The sequence below is a fragment of the Streptomyces sp. Alt3 genome (assembly GCF_030719215.1).
Lineage (GTDB): Bacteria > Actinomycetota > Actinomycetes > Streptomycetales > Streptomycetaceae > Streptomyces > Streptomyces glycanivorans.
Window position 1 is genome coordinate 56,523 of record NZ_CP120983.1, and the last position, 12,703, is coordinate 69,225.

5 protein-coding genes are annotated in these 12,703 nt (G+C 70.8%); all 5 read right to left on the bottom strand.

From position 1 onward, the window contains the following. Positions 1-58: 58 nt before the first annotated feature. The 5 genes from P8A20_RS00310 to P8A20_RS00330 all read right to left on the bottom strand — a co-directional run bounded on the left by P8A20_RS00310 (position 59) and on the right by P8A20_RS00330 (position 12,673). Entirely contained in the window at positions 59-1,216 is a 1,158-nt protein-coding gene (locus P8A20_RS00310) for a cytochrome P450 (RefSeq protein WP_371606746.1), read from the bottom strand. 214 nt (positions 1,217-1,430) lie between these two features. Continuing rightward, a complete protein-coding gene (locus P8A20_RS00315) occupies positions 1,431-2,486 on the bottom strand; it encodes an MDR family NADP-dependent oxidoreductase (protein WP_147962817.1) in 1,056 nt (351 codons plus the stop codon). Continuing rightward, positions 2,483-4,204: a phytoene desaturase family protein gene (locus tag P8A20_RS00320; RefSeq protein ID WP_306102609.1), complete on the bottom strand. Its 1,722-nt coding sequence runs from the start codon at positions 4,202-4,204 to the stop codon at positions 2,483-2,485. The genes P8A20_RS00315 and P8A20_RS00320 overlap by 4 nt, the downstream gene beginning before the upstream one ends. Then, positions 4,201-5,883: a phytoene desaturase family protein gene (locus P8A20_RS00325; protein WP_147962808.1), complete on the bottom strand. Its 1,683-nt coding sequence runs from the start codon at positions 5,881-5,883 to the stop codon at positions 4,201-4,203. Before P8A20_RS00325 ends, P8A20_RS00320 begins: the two co-directional genes overlap by 4 nt. After that, positions 5,873-12,673: a non-ribosomal peptide synthetase gene (locus P8A20_RS00330; protein ID WP_371934385.1), complete on the bottom strand. Its 6,801-nt coding sequence runs from the start codon at positions 12,671-12,673 to the stop codon at positions 5,873-5,875. Before P8A20_RS00330 ends, P8A20_RS00325 begins: the two co-directional genes overlap by 11 nt. Positions 12,674-12,703 lie beyond the last annotated feature (30 nt).

Consider the following 12,703-nt stretch of genomic DNA (forward strand, 5'->3'; position numbering starts at 1 on the left):
GGCCGGGTCGGGCTCGTGCGTGCCCAGTTGGTCGGGGCCGGATTGGTGACTGCGGCCGCTACCAGGTGACGGCCAGCCGCTGGGGGCTGCGGGAGGTCGTGCCGGTTCGCCAGGAGACCGTGTCCATGGGCTCTGCCAGGCGCAGGGCGGGGAAGCGTGCGGCCAGCCGGTGCAGGGCGAGCTGGAGTTCGGTGCGGGCGAGCCAGGCGCCGAGGCAGTAGTGGGGGCCGGCACCGAAGGAGAGCGTGGGGGCCTCCAGCGGGGCGAACAGGTCGTGGAGGGTGGCGGGCGGGAAAATGTCCGGGTCGCGATTGGCCATGCCGCAGTCGGCGAGGACGATCGCGCCGGCCGGGATCGTCACCCCGCCGATCTCGACGTCCGTGGCGGCGTGGCGGGTGCTGCCGCGGTCGTCGCCCAGGGGGACGAGGTGGATGATCCGGTCCGCGGCGCGTCCGGCGGCCTCCTCGTCGGCAGCGAGGCGGGGCCATGTTCCGGGGCGTTCGCCCAGGAGATAGAGCAGTGCGTTGGCGAGCATGGTCATGGTGCTGTCGTGGCCGCCGACGACCAGTCCGCACACAAGTCTGACCAGCTGGGCCTCGGGGACGCCTCCTTCCCGGTCGGCGGACGCGGCCAGGCCGCTGATCAGGTCGTCGCCGGGAGCCCGGCGCCGCTCGGCTAGCAGGTCCGCGCCGAAGGCGCTGAACTCTTTCAGTGCGCGCGCCACCTGCTCGCTGTCGTGGGTGCCGTCGGAGAAGGCGTGCTCGCTCCAGTACCGCATCCGTTCCCGGGCCGGCTCGCCGAGCCCCATCAGCCGGCAGATCACCGCCACCGGCAGGGGAAGGGCGAACTCCGCCACTGCGTCGGCCGGTTGAGGCGAGGTTTCCAGTCGGTCGAGGAGATCTTCCACGATCGCTGCGATCCAGGGCCGCCAGCGGGCGACGGCCCGTGGGGTGAACGCGCGGCGTAGTGTGCGGCGCAGTCGCAGGTGGTCGGGGCCGTCCTGGTTGAACATCAGGTCGGGGCTGTTCACGAGGTCGGGTACGTCGGAGAGGGCCGGTGCGTCGGGGGCGTAGAGCTGGGCCCGGCCGAACCTTGGGTCTGAGAGGACCTGTCGGACGTCGGTGTAGCGGCTGACCAGCCAGGCGGGGGTGCCGCCGGGCAGTTCGGCGGGGCGGGGCGGTCCCGGTTCGTCGAAGTGCAGGCGGTGCATGGGCATCGGTGAGGGAGGGGCGGGCTCGGTGGCGGTCAACGTACCTCCTGGAACGGGCCGTCCGGGCGCGGGCGGAGTGCGGGCGGAGTGCGAGCGGGGCGGGGGCGGAGGGCGGCCCGAGTGCGGGCAGAGTACGAGCCGGGCGCGGGCGGAGGGCGGGCAGAGTACGAGCCGGGCGCGGGCGGAGGGCGGGCAGAGTACGAGCCGGGCGCGAGCGGGGTCATAGCTCGATGAGGACCTTGCCGCGGTTGGCGGCGTGCCCGGCGTAGAGGCTGGCGTAGGCGGCGGGGATGTTGTCGAAGCCGTGGTGCAGGGTGTGGTCGCAGACGACCTCGCCGCGCCGGACCCGGCCGCCCAGGTCGGTGTGCAGGTGGCGCCAGTTCTCTTCGGTGAACCATTCCGGGGAGAAGATGCCGCGGACGGTGGCGCGCGGGAACATCAGGTACGGCAGGAGCCGGGGGCCGGTGTGCTCGTTACCCACCTGGGTCGCCCACTGCCAGCAGACCGCCACCTGGGCGCCGACGTTGAGCAGGGGGAACACCGCGTCGGTGACGGTGCCGCCGAGGTTGTCGAAGTACCGGTCGATGCCGTCGGGGGCGGCCTGTGCCAGTGCGTCGCGGACGGTGTCCGCGCTGTCTCCGTGCCGGTAGACGATCACCGCGTGGAAGCCGAGCGCGGTGAGGCGCTGGGCCTTCTGAGGGGAGGAGGTGGTGGCGACCACCCTGGCGCCTTCGAGTACGGCGAGCTGGCCGACGAGGGCGCCGACCGCTCCGGAGGCCCCGCTGACGACGAGGGTGTCGCCGGGGCTGATCGTCATGTATTTGGTGAGGGTCCCCCAGGCGGTCATGCCGGGGCCGCCCATCACGCTGAGGGCGGTCGGCAGCGGCAGGGCGTCGTCGTACCAGCCCGGGTCCAGCCTGCGGAAGTCCGGGAAGACCATGGGGAAGGTGCCGGTCTGCCAGAGTTCGGCCGCGCCGGTGGAGATGACGTGGGTGCGCCAGCCGCCGAAGCCCTGGACGAGGTCGCCGACGCGGTGGGCGGCGTCCGGTCCCGCCTGGACCACCTCCATGATGGAGTCGGCTCCCATGTGCGCGCCGATGGGGGTGTCCAGGGTGATGCCCTGGAGGTAGGGGTCGACGGAGACGTACCGGGTGCGCAGGAGCATCTCGTCGGGGGCGAGGGCGACGTCGATGTTCTCGACGACCTTCTCGTAGACGCGGTCCACGTCGGGGATGCCTTCGACGTGTTCGCGGACCACCCATTTGGCGATCTTCATGGCTTCCTCTGTGGTGGCGGGGCGGGGCGGGCGGGCACGGGGATGACGCGATGGGTCGGTGGGGGTGCGGTGAGATCGAGGGACGCGGTGAAGGGTCTGTTGTCGTCGCGGCAGACGAACTGCATGACGTGGCGGCCGGCGGCCGCGGCCCGGATGAGGCCGCCGGTGGTGGCCCAGACCCCGGACTGGTAGAAGTTGCGCAGTCCGGGGAGTCCCGGGCCGTGCTTCTTGATCAGTTCCTCGAGGGTCTCGCCGCTCTCGACGAAGGGCTGCCAGCCCAGGACGGTGCCGTCGTGGTTGCCGGTGTAGCGGACCTGGGTGAGGGGGCTGGAGACGTCACGGACGACGACGGCGTCCCGCAGGCCGGGGTGGCGCTGGTCCAGGAAGTCGACGAGTGCCTCGCGGGCGCGGCGTTTCGCCGCGTAGTAGCCGCGCCCGTGCCGTACGGGCAGGGTGTGCAGTTCCTGGCCGCCGCGGGTACGGGTGACCTGTTCGGGTCCCTGGTCCAGGGCCCGCCAGGGGGCGATGTCGCAGAAGTAGGTGGCGTAGACGACGGTGGTGCCCTGCGGGGACAGCTCGGGGTAGTGGCGGCTGCGGAACTGGACGTTGATGCTCGGGTGGCGGATGCCGGTCAGTTCGCCCGCCGTGGCCGGGTCGAGGAGGTACGTCGTGCAGGGGTCACCTTCGGGGAAAGGGCGGGAGAGGCCGAGGAAGAGGGTGAAGTAGCCGGGGAAGACCATGCCGGGTTCGTGGATGGTCTCGGTGTAGAGCTTGCGGTAGCCCCCGCCGAGGTACTCGCCCTTCAAGAACTTCATGACCGTGGTGTAGCCGTCACAGGCCGACACGACGATGTCGGCACGCAGTTCCTCGCCGTCGCTGAGCCGGACGCCGACCGCCCGGTCGTCCTGGACGATCACCGACTCGACCTTCGTGTTGTAGGAGACTTCGCCGCCGAGCCGCCGGTAGCGGGCCTCGATCGACTCGGCGAGGCCGAGGGAGCCGCCTTCGGGGACGCCTGCGGAGAGGTTGGCGTGCGAGGCGAGCTGGAAGTGGAAGGGCAGGACGGGGAAGGCCGGGTGCTTCTCGTACAGGATGAAGTTGAACGCCTCCCGTAGCAGCGGGTCCTTGAACCGTGCCGAGAAGTCGCTCATCAGGACGCTGATGGTGGTGCGCACGGAGTTGAAGTAGGGCAGGAACGAGGCGAGCATCCGCCAGCGTTCCCTGCGTCCCATCAGCCCGACAGGCTTGAGGAACGGGTAGACCGCCAGTGCCTTGCGGAAGCTGCGCAGCTGCCCGCAGAACGTGCGTACCAGCCGGGCGTCGTCGGGTGAGAGGGCGATGAGGTGGGCTTCGAGCCGGTCGGGGTCGGAGTAGAAGTGGACGCTTCGCCCGTCGGTGCCGCGCACGATGTTGAAGACGTCGAAGTGGCGGATCTCCTTGCCCTGGAGGGCTCCGAGCTCCAGCCAGATCTGGTGCATCTCGTTACCGGGGCCGCTGCCGAGGAGCCAGCTGACGCACGGGTCCAGGGTGAAACCGCCGCGCTCCCAGGCGGTGCAGCAGCCGCCGGGCATCTCGTGCATCTCCAGGATGCGGGTGCGGTAGCCGTTCATCTGGGCGTAGCAGCCGGTGGAGAGGCCACCGAGGCCGGCCCCGATGATGATCATCGTCTCGCGGGGCCGGGCGTCTTCGGGCCGGGACCGCCTGGTGTCACGGCTCATGAGTCCTCGCTCCCCCGGGCCGGCCGCCGGTCGAGCTGAGGCAGGTGACCCAGCTTCCCCGGGTGCCACGGCTCGGCGCCCCTGCTCTCCCACGCCCGGAACTCCAGGCCGAGCTCACGGCACAGGTACTGAACGGCGAAGCGGCCGGTGGAGGCCGCGCGGATCAGACCGCCCATGCCGATCCACTGGCCGGCCATGGAGAAACCGGCCAGGCCCGGCAGCCGCATCCGGTCCCTGCCGACGAGCCGCGCCGCGACGTCGTCGGCCTCCGAGAACGCCTTCCAGGCCAGGATGGAGCCGCCCAGATTACCGGTGTAGCGGTGAGTCGTGGCGGGCGTGGCGACCTCCATGACGTCGATACGGTCGGCGGTCCCAGGGGTGCGGCGCTCGAGGAAGTCCCGTACGAAGTCGGCGACCTCGCGTTTACGCCGGCGGTACTCCTTGCGGTCACGGGTACGCAGCTCCTTCCAGTGGGTGTAGTCACTGAAGTAGGTGCAGTGCAGGACGGAGTGGCCCGGCGGGGCGAACCCGCCGGAGTAGCGGGAACGGGCCTGGACGACGAGGCTGTTCTGAAGGGCACCGGGCAGGTGGTCCGCGTCGTCGGGGCCCAGGAGATGGGTGGTGCTGTGCGCCTCACCGGGCTCCAGGTCGCCGCGCAGGCCGACGAAGGCGGAGACCACGGCGGGGAAGAGGGTGCCGGGGCGGTGCAGGAGGTCGGTGTACAGCTTGTCGATGCGGGGGCCGGTGTACCGGCCCCCGAGGAGGCCGTAGACAGTGGTGTGGCCGTCGCAGGCGGAGACCACGTGCTCGGCGAAGTACCTCTTCCCGTTGCGGAGCTCGACACCGACCGCCCGGTCGTTCTCGACCAGGATCCGCTCCGTGCGGGCCCGGTAGGTGAGCGTGCCGCCCAGGCCGCGGTAGCGCTCCTCGACCGAGCGGGCGAGGCCGAGCGAACCACCTTGCGGGAAGCCCGCGTTGTTGTGGTGGGCGGCCGCCATGTTGAAGAGGTAGGGCAGCAGCGGGAAGCCCTCCGGATCCTGGAAGAAGATGTTACGGAACGCCTTGCGCAGCAGCGGGTCCTCGAACCGGTCGGCGAAGACGTGCATCGGGGTGGCCGCGGTCCGCCACAACAACCGGAAAGCGGGGAGCACCGTGCGCAGGGTCTGGGCCCTCTCCCGTACGGTCCGCAGAGCGGGCGCGGTCAAAAACGGGTACAGCTCGATCTCGAGGAAGCGCCGCAGGTCCCGGGTGAAGGCCCGGATATGAGGGGCGTCAGCGGGCGAGAGCTCAAGGAGATGGGCCTCCAAGCGGTCGGGATCGTTGTAGAAGGTCACCGACCGGCCATGTTCGTCCTCGACCTTGTTGAACAGCTCGAAGTTGGTCACCGACTTACCGTCCAAGGCCCCGAGTTCAGCCCATACCTGGTGGGCGTCGTTACCCGGGGCGGTACCGATGAGCCACTCGATGCAATAGTCGAAGAGATACCCCTCACGCGACCATGCGGTACAGCAGCCGCCGGGCAGCACGTGCTTCTCGAAGATACGGGTCCTGGCTCCGCTCATCTGGGCGTAACAGCCGGTCGAGAGGCCGGCCACACCCGCGCCGACGACGATGACGCGGGGCGCGGTGCCCGGGGTGCGTTCCCTCAGGGTCCAGTCACTCGCCTCCTCATCCGCCATGGGCCGTGTCTCCCGTCAGGACAAGACGCACCAGCTCGGCGTTGCGGGGCAGGTGCTTGGTGTCGAGCATGTCCGCGTGGTTGCCCGAGCCGCGGAGCACGGCGGTGGCGGTGGTGGAGCTGCCGTGCCAGGTGCCCAGCTCCCCGGCGGCGTAGAGGGCGGCCTTGTCCTCGTCGGTGATCACGCTGACCGTAGCGGTGAGCGTGCCGGTGTTGGGGGTGCGCCCGCAGAAGGCGAGGTACTCGGCGGCGTGTGCGAGTGTCTCCCGGGTGACGGCTTCGGACCCGGTGTGTTTACGCACGTGCTCGGCGAGTTCACTCTCGAACACCGCGATACCGGAGGCATCGGGCTGGTAGGCGGTCAGGATACGGCGGGAGTCGATGATGACGACATGCTCGACGCGGCGGCCCCGCCGCTCCAGCTCCCTGGCCGTCTCGAAGGCCAGATTGCCGCCGAGGGAATATCCCAGAAGCAGGCAGGAGCCTTCCGGCTGGGCAGCCTCGACCAGATCGGCGTAACGGGACGTCTTGCCGTCACCGGGAAGGTAGTTGAAACCGATGACGGTGTGGTCGGGGAGGTGGGCGGCCAGGCCCCGGTAGACGAGCCCGTGACCGCCGGCGGGCGGGAAGCAGAACAGGACGGGGTGCTGCCCGGCGTTGAAGGTGAGGAAGGGCAGTTCCTCGACGCTGGTGCCGTGCAGCACCTCCTCGACGGTCGCGGCCATACCGTGCAGGGTGGTGACCTGGTAGAGCCTGCTGACCGGCACACCCACACCGAACTCGGTACGCAGATGATGCAGCAGCTCGACGAGTTTGACGGAGCTCCCGCCGAGCTCGAAGAAGTCGTCTTCCAGACCGACCTGACCACACCCCAGGAGAGACCTCCAGTACCGGGCCAGACTGGTCTCGTACAGGGTGACCGGTTCCTCGTGGGGCCGTTGACCCGCCTCGGCCCGCGGCTCGGGCAGAGCAGCCGTGTCGACCTTGCCGTTGACCGTCAACGGCAGGGACGGCAGCTCGACGAAATACGACGGGATCATGTACGAAGGCAACGCGCGGGCCAGATAGCGGCGCACAGCCCGCACGTCCAGGGCCCCGGCCCCCGACACGGTCACGCAGTAGGCGCAGAGCGCCGCCTCTCCCCCGGTGCCCGGACGCACGGTCACGACGACCCGGGCGAGCGCGGGCCACCGGGCAAGATGAGCCTCGATCTCACCGATCTCGACGCGGTGACCGCGCAGCTTGACCTGGCCATCGGTCCGGCCCAGCAGATGCACCCGCCCACCAGCGTCCCAACGGGCCATGTCACCCGTACGGTACAAACGCTCCGGAACAGCGTCGGCACCACGGCCCAGAACACGGGTCACGAAGCGCTCACCGGTCTGCTCGGGGTCCCCGGCATAGCCAAGAGCGACACCCCCACCCCCGATCCAGAGCTCACCACGCACACCCGGCGGAACCGGCTCCCCGTGGGAGTCCAGAACATGAAGGGAGCTGTTGGGCAGAGGCCGACCGACAGGAACCATGGCGCCGGACCCCAGATCATCAACGGGCCCTTCGAAGCAGGCACTGTCGATGGTGGCCTCGGTGAGACCGTAGGAGTTGACGAGACGGGTACCGGGGCCGCACAGCTCGGCCAGTCGGCGGTACTCCCCCACGCTCCACACATCCGAGCCGACCACCAGCAGCCGCAGGAAGTCCAGTCGCAGCCCCTCCCGCGCACAGTGATCCATCAGACCACGCACGACGGCGGGAACGAACTCGACGCAGTCCACACGTTCCTGACGCATCGTCCTGTAGAGGCGGGTGGTGTCGAAAAGGAGATCACGGTCGGCCAGGACAAGGGAGCCACCGGAACACAGGGCACGCACCAGGTCACCGGTGAACACGTCGAACGAGGGGTCAGCCGCCTGGAGATGCACCCGGACATCGGTCTCCAGCCGGTACTCCTGCCGCCAGGCCGCGTACGCGGAAGCGAGGTTGCGGTGACTGACACGAACCGCCTTCGGACGGCCGGTGGAACCAGAGGTCGTGATGACGTACGCGGGCGAGTCAGGACCGGCCCCGGCGCCCGGACCATCCGGATGCGGAACCGTCCCGGCAACCCCAGCAACAGACAGCACCGGAACGGTCAGAGCCCCGGCCCCCTCCGCCACGAAGCCCTCCGCCACGGCCTCGTCCGCCACAACGACGAGTTCCGCACCGGTACCCGACACAAGACGCGCGACGCGGCCGGCCGGATCGCCCGGCCGCAGCGGAAGGTAGGCGGCACCGGTCTTGAGCACCGCCAGCAGCATGATGACCAGCTCGGGCGACTTCTCCAGACACAACACCACTACCGAGCCCTCCCCGACACCGAGCGCACGCAGCCGGGCAGCAGTGTCACCGGCCCGCCGGTCCAGCTCCCCGTAGGTCAACCGGAACGCCTCACCACGCTGGGAAGGCGTCGTGACAGCGACGGCCGCGGGGTGTTCGGCGGCAGTACGACCGATCAGCACCTGAACCGGAACGAAAGACTCCCCCTCGCCGAACCCCCCAACCGGCAGGGCCGGGCGGCTCCACTCCTCGATGAGCCGTTCCCGCTCCCGGTCGCCGAGCATCTCCAGCCGGGAGACGGGCTGTTCGCCCGGAGCGAGGGTCATCCGGTCGAGGAGCCGGCTGTAATGCGCGGCCGTACGGCGCATGGTCTCCGGGAGGAAGAGGTCGGTGTTGTACTTGAACACGCAGTGGAAGCGGCCCTCCGCCTCGTCCTCGTAGACGGACAGCGTGATATCGAACTGCCCTTCCTCCTCCGGCAGTTCGATGTAGTCCAGGCGGTAGCCGTACTGCTCGGTGGCCACCTTGTGGGTCAGCAGGATGAACATCGCCTGGAAGACGGCCGAGCGGCTGGGGTCGTGCTGGAGGCCCAGCTCCTCGACCAGGAGGACGAAGGGGTACTCCTGGTTGTCCAGGCCGCCGAGCACGGTCCGGCGGACCTGCTGGAGCAGTTCGGCGACGGTCGGGTCCCCGGACAGATCGGCGTACAGCGGCAGCGGATTGACGAAGTAGCCGTACACGGAGGCGAAGTCCTGCCGGGTGCGGCCGGTCACCGGACTGCCGACGACGATGTGCTCCTGCCCGGAGTAGCGGTGCAGCAGGAGGTAGTAGGCGCTGAGCAGCACCATGAACGGGGTGACACCGTGAGCGCGGGCCAGGGCGTGGACACGTGCGCTGAGCGCGGCGTCCAGGACGAAGAACTCCGAAGCCCCGTTGTGGGTCTGGACCGCCGGGCGGGGCTTGTCGACGGGAAGGTCCAGAAGAGGTACCACGGCCGGCAGGTGGGAGCGCCAGTACTCGAGCATGACCGCCGCCCCGGGCCCGGCGAGGAACGTGTTCTGCTGGTTGAGGAAGTCCAGGTAGCGGGCCTCGATCGGTGGCAGCTGGGGTTCCTGGCCGCGGCGCAGCGCTTCGTACACCGCGAGGAGTTCCTCGATGAACGTGAAGGTGGAGATGGCGTCGGAGACGATGTGGTGGACGGCCTTCATGATGATCCAGCGGTCCGGGCCCCGCTTGAAGAGGCGGAAGCGGACCAGAGGGTCCCGGGCCAGATCGTAGGGCTTGCGGTACTCCTGGACGATCGTCGCGTGGATGCTCTCCCAGTCCTCGCCCTGGACATCGAACAGGGCGAGATCACTCGGTCCGTCCTCTTGGACCCGTTGCACGGCCTGCCCGTCCACCAGGAAGAAGTTGGTGCGCAGCGCCGGATGACGGGCGATGAGGCGGCGGACGGCTTCGAACACCAGGTCCGGTTCGAGTGCGACGTTCACCTCGACGGCCCCGCCGATGTTGTAGGCGTAGCCGTCGGGGTTGAGGTGTTTGAGGAACCAGAGCGCCTTCTGGTTCTGCGTGAGCGGGTAGCTGTGCTCGTCGCTGTGGAGTTCGACGGCACCGACGGCCCTGTCGGGGGTGTCGGCCGAGGCCAGGGCGCTGAGGCCGTCGTGGAGCTGGGCGGCGAGTTCCCCGGCCGGGGTGCCGCTGAGCAGGGCGACCACGGGCAGAGCTACGCCGAGCTCGGCGTGGACACGGGCCCGCAGCTCCATGGCCAGGAGCGAATCGAGGCCGAGCTCGCCGAGGCCGGTGGCCGGGTCGATACGGTCGGTGCCGGTGCGCAGCACGGTAGCGGCGAGGGCTGCGAACCGCTCGGCGACCAAGGCACGGCGGGTCCGCGGGTCCACGGCCCGGAAGGTGTCGAGGAATCCGCTGCCGGAGGCGGAGTCGCGGGGCGGGGCGGCAGCTGCCGCGAGGTCGGCGACCAGTGGCGGCGGGGACGGGTACCAGGCGAGGAAGACGGGCCAGTCGACGACGGTGGCGACGACGAGCTGGGCGTGGTCCTGACCGATGACGCGTTCCAGAACGGCCATGCCGGTGTCCGGCGACAGCGAGCTCATGCCCCGGCTGTGCAGGTAGTGGTCGACCAAGCCGAGTTCCTCGATCATCCCGGTGGCCCAGGGGCCCCAGTCGAGGCTCAGCGCGGGCAGTTGCTGGGCGCGGCGGTGGTGGGCGAGGGCGTCCAGGAAGGCGTTCCCTGCGGCGTAGTTGGTCTGGCCGGCCGTGGTCAGCAGGGAAGCGATCGAGGCGAAGAGCACGAAGTGTTCGAGGGGTTCACCCCGCAGGTGCCGGTGCAGGAGGTGGGCGCCGACGGTCTTGGGGTCGTGCACAGCGTCGAAGGCGTTCCGGTCGAGGTCCGCGACGAGTGTGTCGCGGACCTGCCCGGCCAGGTGGAACACTCCGCGGATCGGCGGCGCCCCGCTGCGCCGGTGGGCGTCGAGCCAGTCGGCCAGGGCGTCCTCATCGGTGATGTCGAGGGTCGCGACGACGGGCTGGGCGCCGAGCGCCTCCAGCTCACGCAGGAGGCGCACCGACCGGCCCTCGGCCGTGGCCGGGTCGGCGCCGGCCCACTTCTCCCGGGACGGGACGGGGGTGCGCCCGACCAGGACGAGCCTGCGGGCTCCTCGGCGGACGAGGGTGCGGCACAGCAGACGGCCGAGCGCGCCGAACGCGCCGGTGACCAGGTAGCTGCCATCGGCCCGCAGGCGCAGCGGCAAGGGACGGGTCAGGTCCTTGGCGGGACGCAGGCGGCAGGTGCGGCGGCCGCCGTCGCGCAGGGCGATCTCCTCCTCGTCCTCGCTCAGGGCCTCGGCGAGGAGCGCTTCGGCGTCGGCCCGGTCGCCTTCGGGGCCCGGCCGGCGCCGGGGGTCGAGGTCGACGATCTTGCCGGGATGTCCGATCAGCTCCTGGTGCCGCAGGACGCGGCCGATGCCCCAGGCGGGTGCCCCCAGGGGCTCGGGTCCCTCACCCGGCAGGGCGGGCTGGGCGCCCCGGGTGACAATGTGCAGGCGGCCTTCGCCGTCCCGGGCCGACAGCAGCCGGGCGAGGGCGACCAGGGAGTAGGCGCCCGCGCCGGTGTGTTCGCGCAGGGCGGCCCGGTCGCACTCCGCGAGGGCGGGGGCGTCGAGGTTCCACAGGTGCAGGACGGTCCCCCGGAACGGTCCGCCGTCGCGGTCCAGGTCGGCGAAGAGTCGGCGAAGATCGGGGTCGGACGCGGGGTCGACGGTGTACGTGGAGCCGTCGGCGGAGGCGGTGTAGGCCTGGCCCCGGCGCACCAGACGGCAGCGTTCGCCCCGGGCGGAGGCCAGGGCGGCGAAGGCGTCCGCGATGCTCCCGGTGTCGGCGAGGATCAGCCAGCCGTGGTCCCGCGCGGCTCTCGCCGGGCCGTCCGGCGGTGCCGGGCACGGTACGCCGTCCGGCCCGGGCGGCTCGTCGCGTACGGTGCCGGGTCCAGGAGCGGCCCCCGACCCGGTGGCGGTCTCGCGGGCGGGCAGCGGCGGGCAGTCGGTCCAGACGGGTTCGGCGAGCCAGGAGTCGATCGTGGTGCGGGCGACGGCGGTGGCGGCCTTCTCCACGTCTGCGGCGCGGAAGCCCTCCACACGGCCCAGCGGGGTGCCGTCGTCGGAGTAGAGGGCGATGTTGCCGAGGGTGGTGTCCGCGTCGCCGGGGAGCAGGGTGACGTGGGCCCAGAACGGCTGGTCGCCGATGGGTTCGAGAGCGACCTCGTCCAGCGAGACCGGCAGCCTGATCCCCGTGTCCTGGGCGCGGCCTTCGAGGATGAGAGGGGTCAGCAGGGCCTGGAAGCAGGCATCGAGGAGGACGGGATGGAGGTGGTGGCCCGCGGCGTCGTCGCCGATCGCGCGGGGCGGCCGGATCCGGGCCAGGACCTCACCGGCGCCGATCCAGACCTCCTCGACGGCTTGGAAGGAGGGGCCGTAGTGGTAGCCGAGAGCGGCCAGCGCCCTGTAGCAGTCGGGGCCTTCGAGGTGGCGCAGGCTGCGGGCCCGGATCGTGGGGGCGTCGAGCGGCGGGGTGGTGCGGCGGCGTTGCCCGGTGCGGACGATCCCGCTGGCGTGCACGGCCCGCTCCCCGTCGTCCCCGGCCGGGGAGGCGATGGTGAAGGCGGCGTTCTCCAGGGAGAGCGACACCTCGACGGTCCGGTCCTCGCCCTCGGGAAGGAAGAGCGCCTTGCGCAGCTCGATGTCGGCGAGTACGGCCGTGGTCCCGCCGGTGAGCCGCAGCACGGCCTGAGCAGCCATCTCCAGGTAGCCGGAGGCGGGGAGGACGACGGTGTCCTGGATACGGTGGTCGGCGAGGTAGGGCAGGTCCTCGATGGCCAGGCGTGTCCGCCAGGTGGGTTCCGTGGCGTCGGTACGGCGGCCGAGGAGGGCGTGATCGCGGTGGCCGAGGCGCACCTGCGCCACCGGGCGGGGCTCGGTCCAGTGGCGGTCGCG